29 protein-coding genes and 2 pseudogenes are annotated in these 23565 nt (G+C 62.6%); 17 read left to right on the top strand and 14 right to left on the bottom strand.

Annotated elements, in window-relative coordinates:
- Positions 1-31: 31 nt before the first annotated feature.
- Positions 32-265, top strand: a complete 234-nt coding sequence (locus AC0L18_RS25345) for a hypothetical protein (RefSeq protein WP_023797044.1) — start codon at positions 32-34, stop codon at positions 263-265.
- A 120-nt stretch (positions 266-385) separates the two neighbouring features.
- Here the strand turns inward: AC0L18_RS25345 and AC0L18_RS25340 are convergent, their stop codons facing one another.
- The 3 genes from AC0L18_RS25340 to AC0L18_RS25330 all read right to left on the bottom strand — a co-directional run bounded on the left by AC0L18_RS25340 (position 386) and on the right by AC0L18_RS25330 (position 2121).
- Positions 386-787 carry a hypothetical protein gene (locus AC0L18_RS25340; protein WP_473494675.1) on the bottom strand — a complete coding sequence of 134 codons (402 nt, stop codon included), beginning with the start codon at positions 785-787 and terminating at the stop codon, positions 386-388.
- Between the two features lie 243 nt (positions 788-1030).
- Positions 1031-1213, bottom strand: coding sequence for a 50S ribosomal protein L32 (gene rpmF / locus AC0L18_RS25335; protein WP_006203806.1), 183 nt, complete (start codon positions 1211-1213; stop codon positions 1031-1033).
- Positions 1214-1350: 137 nt separating this feature from the next.
- The gene (locus AC0L18_RS25330) at positions 1351-2121 is read right to left on the bottom strand and encodes a biosynthetic peptidoglycan transglycosylase (protein WP_473494673.1); all 771 of its coding nucleotides are present in this window, start codon (positions 2119-2121) and stop codon (positions 1351-1353) included.
- A gap of 79 nt (positions 2122-2200) precedes the next feature.
- Between AC0L18_RS25330 and AC0L18_RS25325 the strand changes: the two genes are divergently transcribed.
- Entirely contained in the window at positions 2201-3118 is a 918-nt protein-coding gene (locus AC0L18_RS25325; RefSeq protein WP_473494672.1) for a polyprenyl synthetase family protein, read from the top strand.
- 25 nt (positions 3119-3143) lie between these two features.
- On the opposite strand, the gene AC0L18_RS25320 is transcribed toward AC0L18_RS25325, so the two are convergent.
- The 5 genes from AC0L18_RS25320 to AC0L18_RS25300 form a co-directional block, all read right to left on the bottom strand.
- Complete coding sequence (locus AC0L18_RS25320) at positions 3144-4034, bottom strand: LysR family transcriptional regulator (RefSeq protein WP_473494670.1); 891 nt, start codon at positions 4032-4034, stop codon at positions 3144-3146.
- 292 nt (positions 4035-4326) lie between these two features.
- Positions 4327-5064 (bottom strand): class I SAM-dependent methyltransferase, encoded by a 738-nt coding sequence (locus tag AC0L18_RS25315; RefSeq protein WP_473494668.1) that lies wholly within the window; start codon positions 5062-5064, stop codon positions 4327-4329.
- Positions 5065-5154: 90 nt separating this feature from the next.
- Positions 5155-6021: a lytic transglycosylase domain-containing protein gene (locus AC0L18_RS25310; protein WP_473494667.1), complete on the bottom strand. Its 867-nt coding sequence runs from the start codon at positions 6019-6021 to the stop codon at positions 5155-5157.
- A gap of 4 nt (positions 6022-6025) precedes the next feature.
- Complete coding sequence (ispG, locus tag AC0L18_RS25305; RefSeq protein ID WP_473494665.1) at positions 6026-7279, bottom strand: flavodoxin-dependent (E)-4-hydroxy-3-methylbut-2-enyl-diphosphate synthase; 1254 nt, start codon at positions 7277-7279, stop codon at positions 6026-6028.
- 374 nt (positions 7280-7653) lie between these two features.
- Positions 7654-7839, bottom strand: a complete 186-nt coding sequence (locus AC0L18_RS25300; RefSeq protein ID WP_023797036.1) for a YdcH family protein — start codon at positions 7837-7839, stop codon at positions 7654-7656.
- Between the two features lie 240 nt (positions 7840-8079).
- Between AC0L18_RS25300 and AC0L18_RS25295 the strand changes: the two genes are divergently transcribed.
- Positions 8080-8283, top strand: a complete 204-nt coding sequence (locus AC0L18_RS25295; RefSeq protein ID WP_023797035.1) for a YdcH family protein — start codon at positions 8080-8082, stop codon at positions 8281-8283.
- Positions 8284-8316: 33 nt separating this feature from the next.
- Here the strand turns inward: AC0L18_RS25295 and AC0L18_RS25290 are convergent, their stop codons facing one another.
- Positions 8317-9120, bottom strand: coding sequence for an IclR family transcriptional regulator (locus tag AC0L18_RS25290; protein WP_473494664.1), 804 nt, complete (start codon positions 9118-9120; stop codon positions 8317-8319).
- Between the two features lie 123 nt (positions 9121-9243).
- Here AC0L18_RS25290 and AC0L18_RS25285 point away from each other — a divergent pair, with 123 nt between their 5' ends.
- From AC0L18_RS25285 to AC0L18_RS25235, 11 genes are all read left to right on the top strand, one after another.
- The gene (locus AC0L18_RS25285) at positions 9244-10119 is read left to right on the top strand and encodes a transporter substrate-binding domain-containing protein (RefSeq protein ID WP_473494662.1); all 876 of its coding nucleotides are present in this window, start codon (positions 9244-9246) and stop codon (positions 10117-10119) included.
- A gap of 70 nt (positions 10120-10189) precedes the next feature.
- The gene (locus AC0L18_RS25280; RefSeq protein WP_023797032.1) at positions 10190-10855 is read left to right on the top strand and encodes an amino acid ABC transporter permease; all 666 of its coding nucleotides are present in this window, start codon (positions 10190-10192) and stop codon (positions 10853-10855) included.
- 1 nt (position 10856) lies between these two features.
- Positions 10857-11507 carry an amino acid ABC transporter permease gene (locus tag AC0L18_RS25275; RefSeq protein WP_077380470.1) on the top strand — a complete coding sequence of 217 codons (651 nt, stop codon included), beginning with the start codon at positions 10857-10859 and terminating at the stop codon, positions 11505-11507.
- A gap of 4 nt (positions 11508-11511) precedes the next feature.
- Complete coding sequence (locus AC0L18_RS25270) at positions 11512-12306, top strand: amino acid ABC transporter ATP-binding protein (RefSeq protein WP_473494661.1); 795 nt, start codon at positions 11512-11514, stop codon at positions 12304-12306.
- 34 nt (positions 12307-12340) lie between these two features.
- Positions 12341-12802, top strand: a complete 462-nt coding sequence (locus AC0L18_RS25265; protein WP_128245992.1) for a RidA family protein — start codon at positions 12341-12343, stop codon at positions 12800-12802.
- Between the two features lie 24 nt (positions 12803-12826).
- Entirely contained in the window at positions 12827-14032 is a 1206-nt protein-coding gene (locus AC0L18_RS25260) for an aminotransferase class V-fold PLP-dependent enzyme (protein WP_473494660.1), read from the top strand.
- 104 nt (positions 14033-14136) lie between these two features.
- Entirely contained in the window at positions 14137-14634 is a 498-nt protein-coding gene (gene purE, locus AC0L18_RS25255; RefSeq protein ID WP_473494658.1) for a 5-(carboxyamino)imidazole ribonucleotide mutase, read from the top strand.
- Complete coding sequence (locus AC0L18_RS25250) at positions 14631-15707, top strand: 5-(carboxyamino)imidazole ribonucleotide synthase (RefSeq protein WP_473494657.1); 1077 nt, start codon at positions 14631-14633, stop codon at positions 15705-15707. The genes purE and AC0L18_RS25250 overlap by 4 nt, the downstream gene beginning before the upstream one ends.
- Positions 15708-15987: 280 nt before the next feature.
- On the top strand, positions 15988-16113 hold the full coding sequence (ykgO, locus tag AC0L18_RS25245) for a type B 50S ribosomal protein L36 (RefSeq protein WP_006327841.1): 126 nt from the start codon (positions 15988-15990) through the stop codon (positions 16111-16113).
- A gap of 219 nt (positions 16114-16332) precedes the next feature.
- Positions 16333-16917: a tetratricopeptide repeat protein gene (locus tag AC0L18_RS25240; RefSeq protein WP_473494656.1), complete on the top strand. Its 585-nt coding sequence runs from the start codon at positions 16333-16335 to the stop codon at positions 16915-16917.
- Between the two features lie 81 nt (positions 16918-16998).
- Positions 16999-18066 carry an alpha/beta fold hydrolase gene (locus tag AC0L18_RS25235; protein WP_473494655.1) on the top strand — a complete coding sequence of 356 codons (1068 nt, stop codon included), beginning with the start codon at positions 16999-17001 and terminating at the stop codon, positions 18064-18066.
- 33 nt (positions 18067-18099) lie between these two features.
- Here the strand turns inward: AC0L18_RS25235 and pyk are convergent, their stop codons facing one another.
- A complete protein-coding gene (gene pyk, locus AC0L18_RS25230) occupies positions 18100-19536 on the bottom strand; it encodes a pyruvate kinase (RefSeq protein WP_023797023.1) in 1437 nt (478 codons plus the stop codon).
- Positions 19533-20021: a DUF1036 domain-containing protein gene (locus AC0L18_RS25225; RefSeq protein WP_023797022.1), complete on the bottom strand. Its 489-nt coding sequence runs from the start codon at positions 20019-20021 to the stop codon at positions 19533-19535. The genes pyk and AC0L18_RS25225 overlap by 4 nt, the downstream gene beginning before the upstream one ends.
- A 246-nt stretch (positions 20022-20267) precedes the next feature.
- Between AC0L18_RS25225 and AC0L18_RS25220 the strand changes: the two genes are divergently transcribed.
- The 3 genes from AC0L18_RS25220 (at position 20268) to AC0L18_RS25210 (ending at position 22790) form a co-directional block, all read left to right on the top strand.
- Positions 20268-21065 carry an N-formylglutamate amidohydrolase gene (locus AC0L18_RS25220; protein ID WP_473494654.1) on the top strand — a complete coding sequence of 266 codons (798 nt, stop codon included), beginning with the start codon at positions 20268-20270 and terminating at the stop codon, positions 21063-21065.
- Between the two features lie 25 nt (positions 21066-21090).
- Entirely contained in the window at positions 21091-21399 is a 309-nt protein-coding gene (locus AC0L18_RS25215) for a DUF1244 domain-containing protein (protein ID WP_023797020.1), read from the top strand.
- Positions 21400-21593: 194 nt separating this feature from the next.
- Positions 21594-22790, top strand: coding sequence for an MFS transporter (locus AC0L18_RS25210; protein ID WP_473494653.1), 1197 nt, complete (start codon positions 21594-21596; stop codon positions 22788-22790).
- Here AC0L18_RS25210 and AC0L18_RS25205 read toward each other — a convergent pair.
- The 3 genes and pseudogenes from AC0L18_RS25205 to AC0L18_RS25195 form a co-directional block, all read right to left on the bottom strand.
- A pseudogene (locus AC0L18_RS25205) lies at positions 22748-22864 on the bottom strand (LysR family transcriptional regulator); the annotation flags it as partial. The gene AC0L18_RS25210 and the pseudogene AC0L18_RS25205 overlap by 43 nt on opposite strands.
- Before the next feature lie 108 nt (positions 22865-22972).
- Positions 22973-23131, bottom strand: a complete 159-nt coding sequence (locus AC0L18_RS25200) for a DUF3309 family protein (RefSeq protein WP_091593346.1) — start codon at positions 23129-23131, stop codon at positions 22973-22975.
- Positions 23132-23229: 98 nt separating this feature from the next.
- A pseudogene (locus tag AC0L18_RS25195) lies at positions 23230-23565 on the bottom strand (AcrB/AcrD/AcrF family protein); the annotation flags it as partial.

Raw genomic sequence — 23565 nt, 5'->3', positions numbered from 1 at the left:
AAAGCTATAATTTACGGGATTGGAAAAGCCCTTGGTTGAGAACTCTAAGGATACTGCCCGCGCGCGGGCCGATTTGCGTTTCAAGAAGCAGGAAGAGGCAGCTACGGTTCGTCAGAAGGCGATGGCGGAATATGTCGCCGAGAGCGATGCCCGCCAGATAAAGACCAACAAGCTGAGGGCGCTCCGCCTTGCCAAGGAAGCGGAAGACCTCGCCAATGCGCCGGCTGCTCCGGTGAAGAAGCCGACACGCGCCAAGAAAAAATAGCGGTCCGGCGTGTCCTGCCGTCGGCACGAGGCGGCTGCTTCACCGCCTTTATGCATGTCGTTACAGCAAAACCGCTGCGCACCCTCGTTCAAGCCCGAGGCATGCTTTGCGCGACATGCATTAGCTCATGGTTATGTCGCGGCTGGCTGCTCGCATCGATACTGAGAAGCCGGCCAGGACATCGACCAGTGCGATGACCATCAAAATGAAGAAAACCGAGTGCGCCGCGCCCTTCACCAGCAGGAACTCGACCAGGAACGCCACGAAGACGAAGGTCGACAACAGGTGGTCCATGATCGAGGCGCTCGTCGTGCGCGTCGATTTCAAGATTTCGACGAAGAAGAGAAGCAGCCCGATCAGCACGATCAGATCGCCGAGCGTCATCGAGAACACTCCGCCCGACATCATGCGGATCGAAAAAATTTGGATTGCCCAGGGATCGTCTCCGCCGCCGAATATGCCCAGAAGCCCAAGATTATAGAGGACGAAGGGTACGATCAGCAGCGGGATGGCACCGAACATCAGAAGGCTCCGGTTGGACAGCCTTCTCTAGTATGCGCTCGGCGTTCGCCGTCAAGAATTTTCGCACGCGACCGCGAACACGGACAAAGACCGTGCGTAATAACAGTACCAGCCGGTACGGCTGCATCCGGTACGGTTGCTGGCGTATTTGACAACAATTCGAGGGGCGATCATCTGCGCAAAACGCAGAAAGACCGGCGCGATGGCCGGTCCTTCGATAGTCCCAAACCGTCGAAAGCGTTCTCAGCTTTCCTTCGGCTCCAGAACCTGGCGACCGCGATACATGCCGGTCTTCAGGTCGATATGGTGCGGGCGGCGCATCTCGCCGGAATTCTTGTCCTCGACATAGGTCGGGGCCTTCAGCGCATCGGCCGAGCGGCGCATGCCGCGCTTCGACGGGGAGGTTTTTCGTTTCGGTACGGCCATGGATATGCTCCACTACATGGTCAAAATGCCCCGGCTGCCCTCGTGAAAGGGCCGCGTCAGGGCCGGAATCTGAGAAAGTCGGGTGCCTATACACGCCCTGCGCCGTTTTGGCCAGCGCCGTCGCGAATTTTTTTAAGCTATCGCAGACAGCCGACATAGGCGCCGGACCGACCGGCGCGCCGCTCGATCAGCGAGGCCAGCCGTCTCAGCCCCGGCCCGGGCTTCGCCGGGTTGCGGGCGATCGGGTTCGGCAGGGTGACGGCAAGCAGCGCCGCCTGGCGACGCGACAATCGTTTTGCCGAAACCCCGAAATGATGCTGGGCGGCGGCCTCGATGCCATAGATGCCCGGCCCCCATTCGGCGATATTGAGATAGATTTCCATGATGCGCCGTTTCGACATCACCATGTCGACATAGACAGCCAGCGGCAGCTCGACGACTTTCCGCACCGAGCCCAGCGGCCGCGACCACAGATAGAGGTTCTTGACGCTCTGCATGGTGATGGTCGAGGCGCCGCGCGTCATCTCGCCGGCCAGCGCGTCGTCGACGACGCCCCTCAACTCGCCAAGGTCGATGCCGCGATGGAAACAGAACTGCCCGTCCTCCGACATGATGACCGAATGCGCCAACGCCGGCGCCACATCGTCGATCGAGACCCAGCGCCGGTCATAGCCGGAAAACGTCGCCAGATCCTTCAGCATCAGGGTCGATACCGGATGCACGAACGGCGGCAGGTACAGAATGGTCAACACCAGCGGCATCAGCGCCAGCACCACGGCGATGGTGATACCGCGCCGGACCCAGTGCCGAGGCCAGCGTTTGAGACCGATGCGATTGCCGCGTTTCGGCCTCACCATGTCCAGCCCTTCGGTTTCGTGATCGACGATCGGTTCCGCCAAGCCGCTCAATCCATGCTGCTCCCTGCCCCCGGCATAATGGCGCTTGGCTTCTTGCGCAACGTCTGAGTGTCGGCTACCCGTCCCCGGCATGGCGAAAGACGATCAAATACCGTTCGAGGCAGCGCTTCTCGCACGCACAGGGCCGATCGAGGCGCTGCTCAGGCGGTTGCTCGACGACCGCCCGCTTTCAGGCGAGATCGCGCGGCCGCAGCGTCTGATGGAGGCGATGCGCCACGGCGTGCTGAATGGCGGCAAGCGCCTGCGCCCGTTCCTGGTCATGGAAAGCGCCGCGCTGTTTTCCGCCGACGGCGAGGCGGCGCTGCGCGTGGCGGCGGCGCTCGAATGCGTGCATTGCTATTCGCTGATCCATGACGATCTGCCGGCCATGGACGACGACGATCTGCGCCGAGGCCAGCCGACCGTTCACAAGGCCTTCGACGAGGCGACCGCCATCCTCGCCGGCGACGCGTTGCTGGCGCTCGCCTTCGACATCATTGCCGACGAAGCGACAATGCTGCCTGCCGAACGGCGGGCGGCGCTGGTGCTGGCGCTGGCCCGCGCCGCCGGAGCCGGCGGCATGGTCGGCGGCCAGATGCTCGATCTCGAAGCCGAGCGTAACCGGCCGGAGGAAGCCGGCATCATCCGGCTTCAGGCGATGAAGACCGGCGCGTTGATCCGCTTCGCCTGCGAGGCGGGCGCAATTGTTGCCGGCGCGCCGGCGGCCGACAGTGAAAGACTGGCGGAATTCGGCTCGGCGATCGGGCTTGCCTTTCAACTTGCCGACGACCTGCTCGATCTGACGGCGGATGCGCGCCAGATGGGCAAGGCGACCGGCAAGGACGCAGCCGCCGGCAAGGCGACGCTGGTGGCGCTGCACGGCGCCAACTGGGCGCGGGACCAGCTTCAAGGCCTCGTCGACCAGGCCCACGCCTTGCTTTGTCCCTATGGCGAAGACGCCGTGCTTCTGAAGCAGGCAGCGGAATTCGTGGCGGCCCGCAACAGCTGACGCTGTTCCAAGCTGTACTCCCGCCCTATGGCGCGCCGTGCAGCCAAGGAGGGTTGGCGAACTGTTCGGCCAGGAAATCCACGAACACGCGCACGCGCGGCGACAGAATTCGGCCAGGCGGATAGACAGCGCAGATTGGCGCTCCGTCAGGATGATTGTATCCGGTGAGCAGCGCGGTCAGTCTGCCTGCCTTGATATCCGGCCCGACCAATATCTCCGACATGCGGATGATGCCTATACCGGCGAGCGCCAGCCGGCGTAGCGCTTCGGTGCTGTTGGCCTCTATCGGGCTGCGGATACGCATGCTTTGCAGACCGTCCGGGCCATCGAACTCCCAGATATTGAGACCGCCGCGTGCTGTGACGCCAAGACAGATATGACCTTGAAGGTCGTCTGGCGTTGTCGGCATGCCATGTCTTTCGAGATATCGAGGTGATGCGCAAATGACACGGCGATTCGGCGCCAGGCGCCGCACCACCAGCCTCGAATCGCTGTGTGCGGCAACGCGCACGGCGACGTCGGTTTCCTCAGCCAACAGGTCGACAATCGCATCTGTGAACATCAGCTCGAGCTCGACGGCCGGGTAGCGATCGATGAAGGCCGGCAACATCGGCACGATCAAGCGATGGCCGAAGGCGCTCGGAAGACTGACGCGCAGCCGGCCGCGCGGTTCTGCTCCGGGTTGAACTGCGATTTCAGCCTCTTTGATGTCGTTCAGGATGCGGCGAGCGCTTTCGGCATAGGTGCTGCCTTCCACCGTCAAGCTGATGCGCCGCGTCGAGCGCTGCAGCAAGCGCACGCCAAGGCGGGACTCAAGCCGACCGATGATTTTGCTGACGGCCGAAGGTGTCATCCGCAGCCGGCGTGCCGCTGCCGAGAAGTCGCCTTCCTCGACAACTGCCAGGTACACACCCATCGTCTCTTGCCGGTCGATGATATCTATTCCAATTCGTCACAGATGAACGGAAACTATCACCGATTATCAGCAGATGCGAACCATAATATGTTTTCCTCTTCAGCATGCAAAGGCTGGCGAGGAGGTGCCATGAGTTCAGAACACGTAAACCTGCGAGATGCTCACGACGTGCATCGGTGGGCACGTCGTCAGCGCAGCGCCGCAATTGGGCGGTGGTGTCTTTGGCTTATCCGCACGCTCAATCGGTCACGTCAAGGAACGGGAAAACGCTCCAGGCGAAGCAACGTCCGGGCTAGCGCAGCCGACCGATCGGGATGATTTCGGGCGATGCCGGAGCGTATGGCTCGCCACGCCAGTTGCCGAGCCATGCTTCGACGACCAGCCCGGTCTGGTCCAGCATCGGCGCAAGGCTTTCCTTTGTCGGGAAGGCGATTTTCGATTCGGCGCTGAGCACCCGTCCGCTGCCGGGTAATTCGTAATGGGTCGAGTAAGTGACGACACCGGTAGCGGGATCGCGGCGAAAATCGTTCCACGCTCTTACCGTGCCCAATTCGGGATGACTGAGTTCGCGTTGCGACCGTTCCGGCGTCCACTCGAGCCATTCCTGCGCGACTGGATTTCGCGTGTCGAAGATGAAGCGTCCATCGGGCGCCAGATGAGCGGCGATCGTGGCAAGCACCGCCTCTCGATCTTCTGGCGTGAGGAACACCTGGAAGGCGTGCCCGGTCAAAAGCACCAGATCGAAGCGTCGTCCGAGCCGGACGTTGCGCGCATCGGCCTCGACCCAGTCGACCCTCTGGCCGCCGGCTCTGCGGCGCGCGATATCGAGCATCGCCGGCGCCGGATCGACGCCGGTCACGCTGCGCCGATCGGCGAGCGCGGCAGCCAATTGCCCTGTGCCGCAGCCGAGATCGAGAACCGAGCCGGCATCTTTGGCGAAGCCGACGCAATAATCGAAATCCACACCGCCTTCGTTCTCGATGTCGTAGAACTGGACGAGATCTGGATCGCTGTAGAGACGGTCGGTCATGTAAGCCTATAGCTGAAGCGGTGGACCAGCAGAATTCGTGGAATAAAAGCGCAGCTTCGATGGTTTGTCGGGAAAATCAGTCGGCACCCATCACCGATTCCGCACCACAATGCATGCACCGCCGACGCTTTGCAGTTTCCGGCAGATGTTGTCGGCCTTGGCTTTGGAGTCGGCGCCGATGCGGACAGCATAGATGCCGCGCCTGCCGATCGGCGAGCGCACCCGGCTGACCACCGGATCATGGCCCTTAAGCAAGGCCGGAAACCGGCGCTTCACGCCAGTCCATTGATTGAGCGCCGCGGCGCGGCGGAAATTGCCGGCCACCTGCACGCCCCACGGCTTGACGTTGATCGACGCCATGGCCACGGTTTGGAACTTGATGACCGGCAGCCTGCGGCAGGCGACCGCGAAGCTCGCTTTCTTGTCGAGCGGCTGGATGCTGCCGGCATAGGCGGTGTCGGTGAACCTGTCGGCCGGCTCGCCCATGATGTCCAAAACGTAGTTTTCGGTCTCCATCGGCAGGAAGCCGCCGGAACTCAGCCAGCGCGACACCCGGCTTTCGCCGGCATTGTAGGCGGCGGCGGCCAGGCCCAGATTGCCAAAGCCGGTTTTCATCTCGGCGAGATATTTTGCCGAGGCCGGAATGGCCTGCTCGATATCGAAGGAATTGGCGAGGCCGCGTATCTTGGCGGTGCCCGGCATGAACTGGGCAATGCCTTCGGCGCCGACCGGACTGACCGCATTGGGATCGAAGCGGCTTTCCTTCCAGATCAGCCGGGCAAAGAAATCCTTGGGCAGGCCGTTTTGATCGGCATGCGCCTCGATGAGGTTGCAAACCCGGTCGAGCAGCCGCTGCTTGGCAGGGCGCGGCGGATCGGCGTGGACGGCTGTCGCCCAGCCCAGCCCACCAAGTAAAACACCAAGCAAAATCGGCGTCACCCAGGGGAAGCGCCGCATCGACCTACTCCGCCGCAGCCTTGCCAGGTTGCCCAAACCGCTGCTCGATATAGTCGGCGACCATTTTCTCGAAGTCGGCGGCGATCGAAGGGCCGCGCAGCGTCGCCGCCTTCCTGCCGTCGACGAATACCGGCGCCGTCGGCGTCTCGCCGGTGCCGGGCAGCGAAATGCCGATATCGGCATGCTTGGATTCACCCGGACCGTTGACGATGCAGCCCATCACCGCGACTTTGAGGTTTTCGACGCCGGGGTATTTTTCACGCCACACCGGCATGTTCTTGCGCAGATCCGCCTGGATGTCCTGCGCGAGTTCCTGGAACACGGTAGAGGTGGTGCGGCCGCAGCCGGGGCAGGCGGCGACGATCGGCACGAACTGCCGAAACCCCATGGTCTGCAGGAGTTCCTGCGACACTTGCACCTCGCGGGTGCGGTCGCCGTTCGGCTCCGGCGTCAGCGAGATGCGGATCGTGTCGCCGATGCCTTGCTGGAGAAGAATGCCCATCGCCGCGGACGAGGCGACGATGCCTTTCGAACCCATGCCGGCCTCTGTGAGGCCGAGATGCAGCGCGTGGTTGGAGCGGGTGGCAAGCTCGGTGTAGACCGCGATCAGATCCTGCACGCCGCTGACCTTGGCCGACAGGATGATCTTCTCGCGGCCAAGGCCGATCTCCTCGGCCATGCCGGCCGAAAGGATCGCCGACTGCACGATCGCCTCGCGCGTTACCTCCTGCGCGGTCAGCGGAAAGCCCTGGCGCTGGTTGTCGTCCATCAGCCTGGTCAAAAGCTCCTGGTCGAGCGACCCCCAATTGACGCCGATGCGCACCGGCTTGTCGTGCCGGATCGCCATCTCGACGATAGCTGCGAACTGCCGGTCCTTCTTGTCCTTGAATCCGACATTGCCGGGATTGATGCGGTATTTGGCCAGCGCCTCGGCGCAAGCCGGGTGGTCGCCGAGCAGCTTGTGGCCGATATAGTGGAAATCGCCGACCAGCGGCACATTGATGCCGAGCCGTTCGAGCCGCTCGCGGATGGCGGGCACGGCGGCGGCACTCTCGTCGCGGTCGACGGTGATGCGCACGATCTCGGAGCCGGCGCGATGCAGCGCCGCAACTTGAGCGACGGTCTGGTCGACATCGGCGGTGTCGGTGTTGGTCATCGACTGAACGACGACAGGGGCGCCCCCGCCGACCATCACGCCGCCGACGTCGACACCGACAGACGTGCGGCGCGAGAAGGGTGAAGAAAAATATCCGGTCATGGCCGGCTGCCCTTTGTTAGCGCCGAATTCCGGAATCGGTTTCCGGAAACAATCTGCGCAAAAATCAAAATAGAGCGTCCCTTGCGCGTCCGAAAGGAGGCGCGGCGCTATAGAAGGTCCCGGCATGAGGTGGAGGAGCAAAGATGGCTTGTCAATGGCGACAGGCAGGCAAACCTGTCAAATCGAACCGCCGGACAAACAAGGAAACGCTCCGGCGGCATTGGTTGCCACCGGAGAAGATGGTCGGGCAAAACGCGCACTATCCCCGCATGACCCCGAAACCGAAAGGATTTCGGAAAGGATCATGCGCCAAAATCAGAAGCACGACAGCGCCCTTTGCGCGTCCAAAGGACGCGCAGCGCCGTAGATGAGCGTCAGTGCGTGGTGGGTTTCGGTTTCGCCTTCAATTTCTCAATCTCGTCCTTGAGCGCCAGCTTGCGCCGCTTGAGATTCACGATTTCGAGGTCGTCGACCGATGGATGGTTCATCGCATCATCGATTTCGCGTTCGATGTCGCCGTGTTTCCGCTGCAGCTCATCAAGATGGGATGCAAGAGACATGATTGGTTCTCCCTTTCATGGTTTCCTCGATTGCAGCCGTCAAGGCGCGTCCCACCGCAATTTCGCTTCTGTGACGGCATAATGACAGTGTGCCACTATCGGGCACCGATGTCGAATGCTGCGTGGTAGCATTCCACGACAATACGAAATGTGGTATTGGCTGCGCGCCGGTGCAAGATACCTCCGGCCTTGCCCAATCAGGCCCATTTTTGGGCGCCGCAGACGTGCAGACGGTAAATAATGTCCGAACAGGAACAGGCCGATATCCGCCTCGAATATTCTCGGCTGAAGCAAGAACACGCCGATTTCGACGCGGCGATCAACGCGATGATCGCCATGGGCTGCGACCCTCTGCAGATCCAGCGCATGAAGAAGAAAAAGCTCTTCCTGAAAGACCGGCTGATGGCGCTGGAAGACCGGATCATCCCCGACATCATCGCGTGAGCGAATCCCACTTGCGGTCGCGACAAATCCTGCTCATCCCGTGATCGAAAGCCTCGCGGCGCGTTCGCGCAGCAGGGCGATGAGATCGCCGGTCTTTTCCTCGGAAGTGTCGATGGGAACCACCAGGCATATCGTCGCCTCGACCTTGCCGGCAGCTGAAAAGACCGGCGCGGCAAGGCACTTTGTATAGGCGTCGACAAGACCGGAGGTCACACAGTAGCCGGTAGCCCCGGCCGTAGCGATATCTTCTATGAAGTCGTCCAGCAGCAATCTGCGGCCATCCGGCAGGACGAGATCGTCTTCGGACACCATGTCTTCGATCACATCCCGTTCGAAACCGGCGAGAAGCAACCGCCCGGAAGCGGTCCAGGGAAGCGGTATCTGCAGACCCGTGGCCGAACTGATCCGGAACGGCCTGGTGCCCGGGCTTGAATGGACAATCGTGTAGCGGCCGCTTTGCAGCATGCACAATTCGGAGGTCTCGCCTGTCTCGCGCGAAAGATTGTCGACTTCTTGACGCCCTCTCCTGAGCAGGTCGTTGCCGCGCACATAGTCCATTCCGTAGAGATAAAGCTTCTTCCCGAAATAGACGCGATTGCCGTCGCCGGCCATTTCCAGCAGGCCCGCATCCACGAGCGAGCGCACAAGCGTGTAGATCGTCGAGCGCGGCGCATTCACTCCCTTGGCGAGATCGCCAATCCCGATCGCTCGCTGGTTCGCATGGAGAAACTCCAGGATATGGAGCACGCGGTTGAGACCCTTCTCGCGGGAGCCCGCAATCCTGTCTTCGTCCGGACCGGCGTCTGGCCGAACTGCCAAGCCATTGCCATCTTGCATTGCTGATTCCTGGTGTTAGTATCTGTCTCGTACAGGATACATGTGTCTTTTGTAAGAGACAATCCAGCAGATTACCGATGCATGTATCGGCAAAGGGGAACACAACACGAGAAGGAGGTCGCCGTGAACGACACATCCAAAAGACGTGATTTTCTGAAACTGGCCGGGCTTGCAACGGCCGGAGTGGTGGGCGCAGCGACAACAGTCGATGTTCAGAAGGCGGCGGCGCAGGCGGCACCGGACAGCCTGCTGCGCACCGTTCTCGATCGCGGCAAGGTGATCGTCGGCACCGGCAGCACCAACGCGCCCTGGCACTTTGAAAACGATGCCGGCGAACTGGTCGGCATGGACATCACCATGGGACGCATTCTTGCCAAGGGACTTTTCGACGATACGACCAAGGTCGAGTTCGTCATGCAGGATCCGGCCCAGCGCATTCCGAACGTGACCACCAGCAAGGTCGACATTTCGATCCAGTTCATGACCATGACCGCCCAGCGCTCGCAGCTGATCCACTTCTCCCGGCCCTATTACGTCGAAGGCATCGCCTTGCTGACCCTTCCGAACGCCGAAAACAAGACCTTCGACAAGCTGCTTGCCGGCGGTTCGGCGACGCGGGTTTCCATCCTGCAGAATGTCGATGCCGAGGCAAATGTGCACATCGTCCTGCCGGAGTCGCAGGTGATGCAGATAGACACGCAGGCCAACGTGCTGCAGGCACTGGAATCGAAACGCGTCGACGCTGCCGCCGTCGATCTGTCGACGGTTCGCTGGCTCGCCTCGCGTAATCCGGACAAATACTTCGATGCCGGCAAGAGCTGGTTTTCGATGCTTTACGGCGCCGCACTTCGGCAAGGCGACCTAGACTGGCTGACCTTCGTCAACACGACCTTCACCACCGCCATGTTCGGCCATGAGACGGCGCTCTACGACGCTGCATTCAAGGACTATTTTGGACAGGAGCCGCCGGCGCGCCATCCCGGCTTCCCGGTCATCTGATGCAAGCAGGCGGAAGGGCTCGCGCCCTTCCGCGGCTTATCGTCGACAGCCCTCGATATGACAGGGACACATGGGCTATACCCTGAACTTCAACCTGATCTGGCGGCATTTCGACAAGCTTTGGGGCGGGCTGCTGCTCAGCCTCGAGCTGGCCGTGATCTCCATCGCGATCGGCATCCTCATCGGACTGCTTCTGGCGGTCTGGTACGTGTCGGCCGGGCGTGCGGTGCGGACCGTCATCGCCGCCTATGTCGAGTTCATCCGCAACGTGCCGCTGATCCTGCTCGTCTATCTCGTCTTCTACGGCCTGCCGACGGTGGTTGACATCGCCTACAGCGCGCAGACCTCGTTCATCGCCACGCTGTCGCTCTATAGCGGCGCTTATCTGGTCGAGGTGTTCCGCTCGGGGCTCGAAGCGGTTCCGCGCGGACAGCTCGACGCCGGCAAGGCGATCGGCCTGACGCCATGGCAAAGGCTGGTTCATGTGCGCCTGCCGACGATGCTGCGCATAACGCTGCCCGCGCTTTCCAACACGTTCCTGTCGCTGTTCAAGGACACGTCCGTAGCGTCGGTCATTTCGGTGCCCGAACTCACCTACGGCGCCCAGTGGATCAACTTCAACACCTTCCGCATCGTCGAGGTCTACCTTGTGGTGACGGCAATGTATCTCTTGACCGGCTACGCGCTTCTTTTTGCACTTCGGCTTGTCGAGCGCCGGTTCAGGGCGGCGCACTAGGATGCTTGGCCAGATCGCCTATGCCTTGCCCTTCCTGGCCCAGGGTTTTGCCGTGACGCTATGGGTGTCGCTGCTGGTCGTGGTGTTGTCGCTCGTCGCCGGCGTGATGATGGGCGTCGGCCTTGTCTATGGCCCAGCTCCGCTGCGCTGGGCAGTGCGCATTTTCAGCGATACCATTCGCGGCATTCCGATCCTGGTGCTCATCTTCTTCGTCTATTACGGCCTGCCTGCCGTCGGCCTCCATCTGGAATCCTTCTGGGCAGCCGTGCTGGCGCTCACCCTGTTCAAGACGGCGCAGGTCATCGAGTATCTGCGCGGTGCGGTCGGTTCCATACCGAAGGGGCAGTCCGAAGCGGCGATGGCGATCGGGCTGACCTTTCGCCAGCGACTGGCCTACGTCATCTTCCCGCAAGCGTTCAGGCGTTTCCTGCCGCCATGGATCAATGGCGTCACCGATGCGGTGAAGGGCAGCGCGCTGGTCTCGCTGCTCGGCATCACCGACCTGATGCATGCCATCAACCAGGTCATCGGCCGCACCTACGAAGCGATGCCGCTCTACATCCTCGGCGCGGTCATCTACTTCGCCGTCAATTACGCGCTCTCCCTGGCCAGCCGACGGTTGGAGCGGCGTTTCTCCTTCATCCGGGAATAGCAAGATGCCCATCGCCACGCCCGCCAATCCGGCGCTTCTCGATGTCTCCGAGGTTTCCAAATCCTTTGGATCCGTCGCGGTCCTGCGCTCCGTCAGCCTGGAGGTGACGCGCGGCGAGGTGGTGACTGTCATCGGGCCTTCCGGCAGCGGCAAGACCACGCTGCTGCGCTGCGTCAACTTCCTGGAGAGCTACGACAGCGGCTCCATCCGCATCGACGGCAAGGAGGTCGGCTTCCGCGACACGGGAACACGCCAGCGCCGCAGCGAGCGTGACCTGGCGAAGATGCGGGCCGAAACCGGGATGGTGTTCCAGAGTTTCAATCTGTTTCCGCATCTGACGGCGGCCGGCAACATCATGCTTGGCCTGCGCAAGGTGCGCGGCAAGAGCAGTACCGAGGCCCGCGCCATTGCCGAGCACTGGCTCGGCCGGGTCGGACTTGCCCACAAGGCCGACAGCCTGCCGGCCGAGCTTTCCGGCGGCCAGCAGCAGCGTGTCGGCATCGCCCGCGCGGTGGCGATGGAGCCAAAAATCCTGCTCCTTGACGAGATAACCTCCGCGCTCGACCCGGAACTCGTCGGCGAGGTGCTCGAGGTCGTGCGCAGCCTGGCCGAGGACGGCATGACGATGGTGATGGTCACGCACGAGATGGCCTTTGCCCGCGATGCCTCGAGCCGCATCATCTTCATGGCAGATGGCGGCGTCAGCGCCGCAGGCCCGCCCGCCGAGATTCTGGGCGCGAACATCGACAATGAGCGTCTCCGCAGTTTCCTGGCGCGGTTTCGTGCCTCGCATTTCTGACATGACGGCGAAAGCTGTCGCAAGGAGCCTTTTCATGACGCCTTACATCCGGCTCGCCGAATTGGGCCTGACGCTGCCCGAGCCGCCGACGCCGATCGCCAACTTCGTCACCCATGCCGAAAGCGGACGGCTGATCTTCCTCTCCGGCCAAGGGCCATTGCGCGCCGACGGCACGCTTTGCACCGGCAAGGTCGGCGAGGACGTCACGGTTGAAGAGGCCTATAAGCATGCCCGTCTCACCGGTCTGAACCTGCTCGCCGTCATGCACGCTGCGGCAGGCGACCTCGGCCGCATCGTGCGCGTCGTCAAGCTGCTTGGCTTCGTCAACGCGATCCCGACCTTCAGCGACCATCCGCAGGTGGTGAATGGCTGTTCCGATCTTTTCGCTGCTGTCTTTGATAGTATCGGCGGGCACGCCCGTTCGGCGATCGGTGTCGGCTCCCTGCCGGGCAACATCACCGTGGAAATCGAGGCGGTCGTCGAGATCGCCGCCTGAAATCTACCAATGGGACCTCCAGAGATGAAAACCTGTTCCGCGAACGGCTCCAACACGACAATCCGCGAACGGCTCGGCCTTCGCCCGATCATCAATGTCTCCGGCACGATGACGGCGCTCGGCGCCTCGATCATCGTCCCGGAAGCGATCGCCGCCATGTCGGAGATCGCCTCGCAGTGGGTGGAGATGGACGATCTGCAGCGCGCCGCAAGCACGGTCGTCGCGCGCCTCACCGGCGGCGAGGCAGGCTTCATCACCGCGTGCTGCGCCAGCGGCATCACCATGGCCATTGCCGGCACGATGACCGGCACCAACCTTCTGGCGATCGAGCGGCTGCCGGACGACACCGAGGGCCTCAAGTCGGAGGTCATCGTCCAACTCGGCCACATCGTCAATTACGGCGCGCCGATCGACCAGTCGATCCGGCTCGCCGGGGCAAGCACCGTACCGGCCGGTACGGTCAGCGTGACGCAGGACTACCATGTGCGCGAGGCGATCCGCGATCGCACCGCGGCAGGTCTCTATGTCGTTGCCCATCACACGGTTCAATACGGCATGCTCTCGCTCGAGGAGTTCTGCGAGATTTGCCACGCCAAGGGCGTCCCGGTGATCGTTGACGCCGCCTCCGAATACGATTTGCGCGGCTTTCTCACGCGCGGCGCCGACATCGTCGTCTATAGCGGACACAAATTCCTCTCGGGACCGACAAGCGGCATCGTCACCGGGCGCAAGGATCTCGTGCGCGCCGCCTATCTGCAGAACCGTGGCGTTGCGCGGGCGATGAAGGTCGGCAAGGAAAGCATCGCCGGTACCATGGCCGCACTGGAGGCCTGGGAGCGGCGCGATCACGCCGGCATCCGCAAGCGGGAAGAAGCGGCGCTCGATCTGTGGAAGGGCGCATTGCAGGGCCTGCCGGGCGTCGCCGCGCATGTCATTCCCGATCCGACCGGCAATCCGCTCGACCGCCTGCAGGTGTTTGTTGCGCCCGAAAGCGGATTCACCGCCGCCGGCCTTGCCTCGGCGCTGGCGGCCGTTTCGCCACCCATTATCGTGCGCAACCACGAGGTCGAGCGCGGTCACTTCTTTCTCGACCCGTGCAATCTCCATCCCGGCGAGGCGGAAATCGTCGCCGAACGCCTGCGGGCCGTGTTGAGCGTGGCCGAGCGTCCGGCGGATGCGATGAAGTCGGCCCGCAAGGATAGCGCCGGCGCCTTGCGCTGGCCGGATTAGGTAATGATGGCGCCTCACGCCAGAACGCTTGCGCAGAGGCAGCACATCCTTGCCGTCGAACCCGAATTCCGCTAAGGCGCGCCTTTGCCGCCGGGAGCAGAAGCTTGGACGATCAACGCGCCGACGTCGCCATCATCATGGGCAGCCAGTCCGACTGGGCGACGATGCGCCACGCCGCCGAAACGCTGGAGGCACTGGGCATCCCGCACAAGCGGCTGATCATCTCGGCCCATCGCACCCCCGACCGGCTCTATGACTTCGCCAAGGGTGCCAAGGCGGCCGGCTTTCGGGTGATCATCGCCGGCGCCGGCGGTGCGGCACACCTGCCCGGCATGACGGCGGCGATGACGTCGCTCCCGGTTTTTGGCGTGCCGGTGGAATCGAAGGCGCTTTCCGGGCAGGATTCGCTGCTCTCCATCGTGCAGATGCCGGCCGGCATTCCGGTCGGCACGCTGGCCATCGGCAAGGCGGGCGCCACCAATGCCGCCCTTCTCGCTGCGGCCGTGCTGGCGCTGACCGACGAAAAGCTCGCCGCCCGGCTCGATGCCTGGCGCGCCGCCCAGACCGCCAAGGTCGCCGCCGAGCCCACGGACACGCCATGAGCCTGGCCGCCGGATCGACCATCGGCATCATCGGCGGCGGCCAGCTCGGCCGCATGCTGGCGATGGCCGCGGCGCGCCTCGGCTACCGCACGGTCGTGCTGGAGCCGCAGCCGGATTGTCCGGCGGCACAGGTCGCCAACCGGCAGATCACTGCCGCTTATGACGACACGGCCGCGCTCGCCGAACTGGCTGCAGTCAGCGACGTCGTCACTTACGAGTTCGAGAACGTTCCGGTCATGGCCGCCAGCGCGCTTGCCGTCACGGTTCCGGTCTACCCGCCGGCGCGCGCGCTGGAAGTAGCGCAGGACCGGGTGGCGGAGAAGAAATTCCTCAACGGCATCGGCATTCCCACCGCGGATTTCTGCCCCGTCGACAATGACGACGAATTGACGGCGGCGCTGAAAAAGTTCGACGGCAGCGGCATATTGAAGACGCGACGCATGGGCTATGACGGCAAGGGCCAGCGCGTATTCCGCAATATGGAAACAGGCGGCTTTGCCAGCACCTGCGAGGCGATGGGCAACGTGCCGCTGATCCTCGAATCCTTCGTCGCCTTCGAACGCGAGATTTCGGTGATCGCGGCGCGCGGCATGGACGGTTCGCTCGCCGCCTACGATCCGGCAGAAAACGTCCACCGCAGCGGCATCCTGCACAGCTCGACCCTGCCGGCCAGGATAGGGTCCGAAACCGCCGCTGCAGCGCGAGCGGCGGCAGCAGAGATACTTGCCGCGCTCGACTATGTCGGCGTCATCGGCATCGAGTTCTTTGTCCTTGCCGACGGCGCGCTGCTGGCCAATGAGATCGCGCCGCGCGTTCACAATTCCGGCCACTGGACGGAAGCCGCCTGCATCGTCTCGCAGTTTGAGCAGCACATTCGCGCCGTCGCCGGTCTACCGCTGGGAAATCCCGGCCGCCATTTCGACTGCGTCACGGAAAACCTGATCGGCGACGATATCCTGCGTGTCCCGGCCCTGCTCGCCGAGCCCGATCTGATGCTGCATCTCTACGGCAAGGCCGATGCGCGTCCCGGCCGCAAGATGGGCCATTTTACGCGAATGAGCCGCTACCGTTGAGGCTATTCGACGCGCCGCTCTAATGCGCGTCGCATTTGACCGGCCTTACGCGACGCGCTTTAGGTTGTTGTTTTATGCATGTCGTTATCGCAAGACCGCTGCGCACTTTTATGCGACATGCATTAATGCCGTCGATAGGGCAGAAACTCAAACTCCGCCACATGCTTGGTTGACACGGGCAAGGCTCCTCGTTTATGAGCCACGCACAAGTTGAGAGGCGCGCTTTCCGAGCGCGCCTTAATAATTCGGCCCAAGCGGGCGCAGACCGACGGGCAAGACCATGAAGATCAAGAATTCGCTCAAGGCGCTCAAGGCGCGTCACCGCGACAACCAGCTGGTTCGCCGCAAGGGCCGCGTGTACATCATCAACAAGACCGCTCCGCGCTACAAGGCGCGCCAGGGCTGAGCCTTTTCGCGTTGGGGCGGCCTGCCTCAGCGCCTGCATGATGTACCGCATCGACCCAAAAATCGGAATCGATTTTCGGAAAACACGATGCGAGGAGTTCAAAATGCTGGAGCGTCCTTTACGCGTCCAAAAGGACGCGTGGCGCTCTAATACCGGCCTGCCGGCCCTTTCACGCTAAATTCAGTTTGACGATCCGCTGTCCGGGGTTAGATTCCGGTCATGCGGATTCATTTTGCATTCTTCGCGGCGCTTTTTCTTTTCGGTGTCGCCCCGCTTCCGGCTCAGGTGGAAGACCCGGTCACCCCTCCGGTTGCCGCGACCAGGGAGGAAAGGCTCGACCAGCTGTTTGTCGACCTGAAGCGCGAGCGCAATGAAAAAGCCGCCGAGCGCATCGCGGCGCGCATCTCGCACGAGTGGTCGCAATCCGGCAGCGCCTCGATCGACCTGATGATGCAATGGTCGCAAAAGGCGGCCGAAGACAAGAAGTTCGACGTGGCGCTCGACTTCCTCGACCAGGTGGTGACGTTGCAACCGGCCTATGCCGAAGGCTGGAACCGGCGCGCCACCGTACATTTCATGATGAATAACTTTGGGAAATCAATGGCGGACATCGACCGCACGCTGCAGATCGAGCCGCGCCATTTTGGCGCGCTGTCCGGCCTGGCGCAGATCATGGCGGTAACCGGCCACAAGCAGTCGGCGCTGGAAGCCTGGCAGCGCGTGCTCAGCATCTATCCGATGATGCGCAGTGCCCAGGATCAGGTCGGCACGCTTTCCGAAGAACTTGCCGGCGAAGGGATATGAGGTTGGCGGACAATTCCACTTGAGTGAAAGTCTTTTTAGCTAGACTGTGAACTAATTTCGCTCCGGTCCGTACCTCTCTCCATGAACCCGATCTACGTCGCGCTCGCCTTCCTCCTGGCGCTTGTGTTCACCCTTGCAGGTGTCACCCGCGCCGGTTCATGGCTGATCGAGCGCCGCAATCCGCCGATCGGCGACTTCGCGGATATAAACGGTGCCCGCATCCACTACGTTCACATTCCGGCCGGGGAAAACGCCGAACTGCCGCCGATCGTCTTTATCCACGGCGCCAGCGCCAATCTCAGGGATCAGATGCTGCCGTTGAGGCCCTTGCTGGAAAGCCGTGCCGAGATGCTGTTCTTCGACCGCCCGGGTGCAGGCTGGTCGGCGCGCGGCCCCGGCAACAACGAGACCCCATCGGCACAGGCCAGCACCATCGCAGCGCTGATGGACCATCTCGGCATCAGGAAAGCCATCATCGCCGGCCATTCCTTCGGCGGCTCGGTGACCACCGCCTTCGGCCGCGAGCATCCCGACAAGACGCTCGGCCTGGTGTTCATGGCGCCTGCCACCCATCCCTGGCCGGGCGGCGCGACCGCTTGGTACTACAATTTGACGACCATTCCGATCGTCGGCCGGCTTTTTTCCGAAACGCTGACCTATCCGTCGGGAACGCTGCAGATGAATGCCGCCACCGCCTGCGTCTTTGCCCCCAACAAGGTGCCGGACTTCTATGTCGCCGAGGTCGCGATCCCGCTGGTGCTTCGGCCGAACGCCTTTCGTGCCAACGCCACCGATGTTGCCGGGCTTTATCGCTACACGCTCGATGCCGCACCGCACTACCGCGATATCAAGGCGCCGACCGTGGTCATCTCGGGCGACCGCGACAAGGTGGTCTATGCAACGATCCATTCGGTCGGCCTCGTCCGCGATATCGCCGGGGCCGAACTGGTCTGGGTCCGCAATCTCGGCCACAAGCCAGACTGGATAGCACCCGATCTCGTTGTCGGCGCGATCGAAAAGGTCGCCGGCAGGGACGTGGACCTTCAGGCAATGGCGAAGGCCGTGGAAACCAGGATTGCCGGCGACACCTACGGTGCCGGCAAATGCGCCGACATCAAAGCCCCGGAAGCCGAACTCGCGCCAATTTAGAGCAACCGAAATCATTCGAAGCGACGGCCAAGCCTAGCGGCGGGCCTGCACGTCCGATCCGACATAGGCGATGCGCAGCATGTTGGTGGAGCCGGGCGTCCTCAACGGCACGCCGGCGGTGATGATGACCCGGTCGCCGGGCTTGCCGAACCCCTCGTCCAAAGCGATGCGGCAGGCGCGGTCGACCATGTCGTCGAGGTCGATGGCGTCGGGCGAGACGACGCAATGCGTGCCCCACAAAAGCGATAGCCGCCGCGCCGTGTTGACGATCGGCGACAGGGCGACGATCGGCACCTGCGGCCGCTCGCGCGCGGCGCGCAGGCCGGTCGTGCCGGACGCCGTATAGCTGATGATCGCCGACAGTTTCAGCGTCTCGGCGATTTCGCGGGCGGCAAGCGAAATGGCGTCGGCGCCGGTCGCTTCCGGCTCCGAGCGCTGCGCATTGATGATGCCGGCATAGGTCGGGTCGGTTTCGACCTTGCTGGCGATGCGGTTCATCATCGCCACCGCCTCGACCGGGTAGGCGCCGGCCGCGGATTCGGCCGAGAGCATGATGGCGTCGGCGCCTTCGAACACGGCGATCGAGACGTCCGACACTTCGGCGCGGGTCGGCACCGGCGCGGTGATCATCGATTCCAGCATCTGCGTGGCGATCACCACCGGCTTGCCGGCGCGGCGCGCGGCGCGGGTGATCTGCTTCTGGATGCCGGGCACGGCTTCGAGCGGCATTTCGACGCCGAGATCGCCGCGGGCAACCATCAGTGCGTCCGAAAGTTCGATGATCTCGGCCAGCCTGGCGACGGCTTGCGGCTTTTCGATCTTGGCCATGATCAGCGCCCGGCCGCGCGCGATCTTGCGCGCTTCCGCCAGATCCTCCGGCCGCTGCACGAACGACAGCGCCACCCAGTCGACGCCGGTGGCCAGCACAGCATCGAGATCGCTGCGGTCCTTTTCGGTCAGCGCGCCGACCGGCAGGTCGGTGTCGGGCAGGCTGACGCCCTTCTTGTCGGAGATGCTGGTGCCGGCGACGACGGTGCAGACGATCGCCTGTCCGTCGCTCTCAACCGCCTTCAGCTCGAGCTTGCCGTCGTCGATCAAAAGACGGTGACCGGCCTCGACCGATCTCAGGATTTCCGGATGGGGCAGATAGACCCTGGTCGAGTTGCCGGGCTCGGGATTGTCGTCGAGCGTGAAGGTCTGGCCGAGTGTCAGCGTCTCCTTGCCGTTGGCAAACTTGCCGACCCGAAGCTTGGGTCCCTGCAGGTCGGCGAGAATGCCGATCGGCCGGCCGACCGCTTTCTCGACGGTGCGGATGCGACCGACAAGTGTGCGCATCAATTCATGATCGGTGTGGCTCATATTGATGCGAAACACGTCGGCGCCGGCTTCGAAAAGCTTCTTCAGCATGTCCTCGGAGGAGGAGGCCGGACCGATGGTGGCGAGTATCTTGACCTTGCGGCTGCGTCTCATTGACTGTTTGTTCCCGGAGCGGCTGGAACGCCCCCCGTTGCGGGGTCATCGGTCAGCTGGACCATCCAGCTTGCCTGCTCGCCCGTGTCATATTCCTGGAATCCGGCGCGCTGGAAGCCCCGGGCGACGCAATCGCTAACGCCGGCGATCTTGAACTCTTTTTCGGCCACGCACATGTTGATCGGACCATCCCAGCGCCCGCCGCGCTCGGCGTCTTCTGCATAAAGATAGTAAAATCTTGATGACAGCGGCCCTTCGATCAACGTCTTGCAGCTCGATCCCTCGATGTGCCACCAGCCTTCGGTGATCCAGCCGGCCTTGGCGCGATAGCCGATGCCGACGCCGACCAGGTTCTGCGTGGCGTTGCAGACACGGAAATCGGCGCGCGCCGGCGAGGCAGCAACCATCGCGGCGAGGCCCACAGCGAAGGTCAGGAACGGCATGGCGAAGGCATAGCGCACACGCGGCCTGCCGGCGGAACCCATCCTGAAACCTCTCAAGAACCACATTTGCATCTCTCAACGCCCCTTTTCGGAAAAGTCCGGGCGCATGTCAACGCGCCCTTTTGCTCAATTCCAATCGATTTAGAAAGGCCTCTAGCGCACGGTCAGTCGCCTTCTGCCAGATTTCCGCAGAAACCGTGGCCAAACGACGGCATTGCGTAATCGTCCCCTTCGTGGAATGAGGATACCATCCTCCCCCGAAGCCAGCGAACAGACCATTTCCCGCCGATGACCCGATCCACAGTTTTCGCGCCTTTCGACGTGGTCGAAGGCGATCGCAAGCGAGGCATCGTGCTCCTGGCCGATCACGCCCGTCGCGACCTGCCGGAAGAGTATGGCAGCCTCGGCCTGCCGGCGGCGGAATTCGACCGCCATATCGCTTACGACATCGGTGTCGAGACGGTGACGCGTGAACTGGCCGCTTTGCTCGGCGTGCCGGCGGTACTCGCCAATTTTTCGCGGCTTCTGATCGATCCCAATCGCGGCGAAGACGATCCGACACTGATCCGCCAACTCTATGACGGCACCGTCATTTCGGGGAATTATCCACTTACTGTGAAAGAACGTGAAAGGCGGCTCGACCGCTTCTATCGACCCTATCACGATGCGGTCGGCGCGATGATCGCCTCGGTGGCGCAGGCTTGCGCAAACGCTCCCTTTATCCTTTCGGTGCATTCCTTCACCCCGTTCATGCAGGGGTTCGTGCGCCCTTGGCGTGTTGGCATCTTGTGGGATCGCGACGACCGGGTGGCGCGACCGCTGATCGACATGCTTGCGAAGGACAAAAGCCTCATCGTCGGCGACAATGAGCCCTACGACGGCGCGCTGCGCGGCGACACAATGTTCAGACATGCCATCGTCAACGGATTTGCCCATGCGCTGATCGAAATCCGTCAGGACCTAATCGCCGATCGGCAGGATGCGGTCGCCTGGGCCGAACGGCTGGCGCCGATCGTTGACGCGATCAATCGCCGTCCCGATATACATCGGGTCAAACGATTCGGCTCGCGCACCGGGCCGCTCTAAGGAGGCCCAAGGAGGCCAAGAACACATGACCGAACTCAGCGACGAGCAGAAACGCGATTTCGAAGCCGCTGCCTTCCGCCGACTGGTCGCGCATCTGCGCGAACGCACGGACGTGCAGAACATCGACCTGATGAACCTCGCCGGCTTCTGCCGCAACTGCCTCTCCAATTGGTATCGCGATGCCGCCGAGGCCGAGGGTGTCGATCTCAGCAAGGACCAGTCGCGCGAGATCATCTACGGCATGCCCTATGCCGAATGGCAGGCGCTCAACCAGACCGACGCCTCCAATGCCAAGAAGGCCGAGTTCGAGGCAAGACGCCCCAGGGATCACTGAGACGACGATCCCGAAAAGTGGAAACCGGTTTTCGGGTAAGATCGTGGTCGAACAAAGCCCGACCAGATCGGCTTCATCAACCTGGGTTCAAGCGAGCCGTTTGGCCCAAGCATTTTTCAAGAACGAGCGCTTGACTGCAAATTGAATCGATCTAATTTGCCACGCGAAGCCATTTTCGGACCGGATTCTACATTATGGACACGCTAAACCGCATGCAGGCCGCCATTCGTGGACGATGGGCCGTGGCGGCCATCTTCCTGGCCAATGGCTTTCTGACCGGCGCCTGGGCGCCGCAAATCCCGGTGGTGCTGACCCGGCTGGATATCAGCAAGTTCACGCTTGGCCTGCTGATCCTGCTGTTCGGCGCCGGCGCGGTCACAGCGATGACCTGGTGCGGCCACCTGATCTCCAGGCATGGGTCGCGCACCGTGCTGCGCTGGTTCGGTCTCATCGGCAGCTTCGGCCTGCTGGTTGTGGCGCTGGCTCCCAACGTGCCGCTGGCGGCCATCGCCATGTTCATCTTCGGCGGTTCGATCGGCGGCATGGATGTCGCCATGAACGCCAATGCGGTCACGGTGGAACGGCGCTTGTCCCGGGCCATCATGTCGTCCTCGCACGGCTTCTGGAGTCTTGGCGGTTTCGCCGGCGGCGCTTTCGGTGGCCTCGCCATCCAGAATTACGGTCATCTCGCCCATGCGACGGTGGTGACGGCTCTCGCTTTCGCCGTGGTTGCAGTGGCAGTCCGCTACCTGATCGCCGAGGACAAGGCAGTCAAAGCATCCTCGGGGGTAATCGGGCATCGCAAATTTGCGCTGCCTGGAAATCCGCTGGTCTATCTGGTCGGGCTGATGGCGCTGATGACGATGATCTCCGAGGGTGCGGTGCTCGACTGGGCAGCGCTTTACCTGCAACAGGAACTCGGCACCGACCTCGCCGTAGCTGGTTTGGCCTACGCCGCCTTTTCCGGCGTCATGGCCGTCATGCGCTTCGTTGGCGACGGGGTCCGCAACCGTTTCGGCGCCGTGACGACACTGCGCGTTTCGGCGCTTGTCGCCGCTGCCGGCATGCTGGTGGCGGGTCTGGCGCCCTCGCCCTGGCTCGCCATCTCAGCTTTTGCCTTTTGCGGCTTCGGCATCGCCAATATGGTGCCGATCCTGTTTTCGGCCGGCGGCAACCAGGAAGGCATGTCGTCCGGCACCGGCATGAGCGTCGTCACCACAATGGGCTATTCCGGCATTCTGGTGGCGCCGTCGGCAATCGGCTTCATCGCCGAGCATTCAAGCTTCGGTCCGATCTTCGTCGCTTTGTCGGGACTGCTGGTCGTCGTATTCTTGATGGCCGGGCTCGCTCACCGCGCCGAATTCGCGCATGACGCGGCCCCGGCCGAATAGCGCTTCAACTCCTCATAGAGGAAATCCGCGACACGGCGGATGCGCACGCTGGTGCGCACGTCGCGGTGCATGGCCGAGAGTTGTCGCGATCGCAAAGGACCATGCCAAAGATCAAATGCTACAGCGCTGTGAGTCCAAAAGGACGCGCAGCGCTGTAGCTTTCGTCCGCACCAATCTCCGGGTCAAATCCTGCCCATCAGCAGCAACACCAGCAGCACGATCAGGATGACGCCGACGATGCCGGAGGGACCATAACCCCAGGAACGCGAATGAGGCCATGCCGGCACCGCGCCGATCAGAATGAGGATCAGAATGATGATGAGAATGGTGCTGAGCGTCATGAGAAACTCCCCGCTTTGAGGCATTCCATGACAGGACAATGCAAAAGGCCGCTGGGTTGTTCCCGGCGGCCTTTTCTACCTGGGCTGAAGGGAGCGACCTATTCGGCGGCCTTCGGGAAGTCAATCGCCGGCTCGTCGAGCAAGCCCGGCCCTGCGGAGGTCTCCATTGTCGCATCGGCTGGCGTCCCGCGCCGGAACACCCGACGGAAGAATGCATAGAAGCGGCTGTTCTTGCTGCGCGTGAACACCATCAGCATCGACGGTGTCACCACCAGAGTCAGCAAGGTGGCGAAGGACAGGCCGAAGACGATCGCCGAGGACAGTGAAATCCACCATTGCGTCGACGGCGCGTTGATTGTCGTCTCGTGATGGAAGATTTCGAGACCGAGGCCGAAAGCGATCGGCAGCACGCCGAGGATCGCCGACACCGCCGT

The sequence above is a fragment of the Mesorhizobium sp. WSM4819 genome (genome assembly GCF_055811215.1).
Note: the sequence above shows the minus strand (reverse complement) of the source record. Positions and strands in the feature narration are given on the sequence as shown.

What these genes read in the sequence shown, in the direction of transcription:
- AC0L18_RS25340 (WP_473494675.1), bottom strand. Translation starts at nt 787, where the DNA reads ATGTTCGGTGCCATCCCGCTGCTGATCGTACCCTTCGTCCTCTATAAT.
- rpmF (WP_006203806.1), bottom strand. Translation starts at nt 1,213, where the DNA reads ATGGCCGTACCGAAACGAAAAACCTCCCCGTCGAAGCGCGGCATGCGC.
- AC0L18_RS25325 (WP_473494672.1), top strand. Translation starts at nt 2,201, where the DNA reads ATGGCGAAAGACGATCAAATACCGTTCGAGGCAGCGCTTCTCGCACGC.
- AC0L18_RS25320 (WP_473494670.1), bottom strand. Translation starts at nt 4,034, where the DNA reads ATGGGTGTGTACCTGGCAGTTGTCGAGGAAGGCGACTTCTCGGCAGCG.
- AC0L18_RS25315 (WP_473494668.1), bottom strand. Translation starts at nt 5,064, where the DNA reads ATGACCGACCGTCTCTACAGCGATCCAGATCTCGTCCAGTTCTACGAC.
- AC0L18_RS25310 (WP_473494667.1), bottom strand. Translation starts at nt 6,021, where the DNA reads ATGCGGCGCTTCCCCTGGGTGACGCCGATTTTGCTTGGTGTTTTACTT.
- ispG (WP_473494665.1), bottom strand. Translation starts at nt 7,279, where the DNA reads ATGACCGGATATTTTTCTTCACCCTTCTCGCGCCGCACGTCTGTCGGT.
- AC0L18_RS25300 (WP_023797036.1), bottom strand. Translation starts at nt 7,839, where the DNA reads ATGTCTCTTGCATCCCATCTTGATGAGCTGCAGCGGAAACACGGCGAC.
- AC0L18_RS25295 (WP_023797035.1), top strand. Translation starts at nt 8,080, where the DNA reads ATGTCCGAACAGGAACAGGCCGATATCCGCCTCGAATATTCTCGGCTG.
- AC0L18_RS25290 (WP_473494664.1), bottom strand. Translation starts at nt 9,120, where the DNA reads ATGCAAGATGGCAATGGCTTGGCAGTTCGGCCAGACGCCGGTCCGGAC.
- AC0L18_RS25280 (WP_023797032.1), top strand. Translation starts at nt 10,190, where the DNA reads ATGGGCTATACCCTGAACTTCAACCTGATCTGGCGGCATTTCGACAAG.
- AC0L18_RS25275 (WP_077380470.1), top strand. Translation starts at nt 10,857, where the DNA reads ATGCTTGGCCAGATCGCCTATGCCTTGCCCTTCCTGGCCCAGGGTTTT.
- AC0L18_RS25270 (WP_473494661.1), top strand. Translation starts at nt 11,512, where the DNA reads ATGCCCATCGCCACGCCCGCCAATCCGGCGCTTCTCGATGTCTCCGAG.
- AC0L18_RS25265 (WP_128245992.1), top strand. Translation starts at nt 12,341, where the DNA reads ATGACGCCTTACATCCGGCTCGCCGAATTGGGCCTGACGCTGCCCGAG.
- AC0L18_RS25260 (WP_473494660.1), top strand. Translation starts at nt 12,827, where the DNA reads ATGAAAACCTGTTCCGCGAACGGCTCCAACACGACAATCCGCGAACGG.
- AC0L18_RS25250 (WP_473494657.1), top strand. Translation starts at nt 14,631, where the DNA reads ATGAGCCTGGCCGCCGGATCGACCATCGGCATCATCGGCGGCGGCCAG.
- ykgO (WP_006327841.1), top strand. Translation starts at nt 15,988, where the DNA reads ATGAAGATCAAGAATTCGCTCAAGGCGCTCAAGGCGCGTCACCGCGAC.
- AC0L18_RS25240 (WP_473494656.1), top strand. Translation starts at nt 16,333, where the DNA reads ATGCGGATTCATTTTGCATTCTTCGCGGCGCTTTTTCTTTTCGGTGTC.
- AC0L18_RS25235 (WP_473494655.1), top strand. Translation starts at nt 16,999, where the DNA reads ATGAACCCGATCTACGTCGCGCTCGCCTTCCTCCTGGCGCTTGTGTTC.
- pyk (WP_023797023.1), bottom strand. Translation starts at nt 19,536, where the DNA reads ATGAGACGCAGCCGCAAGGTCAAGATACTCGCCACCATCGGTCCGGCC.
- AC0L18_RS25225 (WP_023797022.1), bottom strand. Translation starts at nt 20,021, where the DNA reads ATGGGTTCCGCCGGCAGGCCGCGTGTGCGCTATGCCTTCGCCATGCCG.
- AC0L18_RS25220 (WP_473494654.1), top strand. Translation starts at nt 20,268, where the DNA reads ATGACCCGATCCACAGTTTTCGCGCCTTTCGACGTGGTCGAAGGCGAT.
- AC0L18_RS25215 (WP_023797020.1), top strand. Translation starts at nt 21,091, where the DNA reads ATGACCGAACTCAGCGACGAGCAGAAACGCGATTTCGAAGCCGCTGCC.
- AC0L18_RS25210 (WP_473494653.1), top strand. Translation starts at nt 21,594, where the DNA reads ATGGACACGCTAAACCGCATGCAGGCCGCCATTCGTGGACGATGGGCC.
- AC0L18_RS25200 (WP_091593346.1), bottom strand. Translation starts at nt 23,131, where the DNA reads ATGACGCTCAGCACCATTCTCATCATCATTCTGATCCTCATTCTGATC.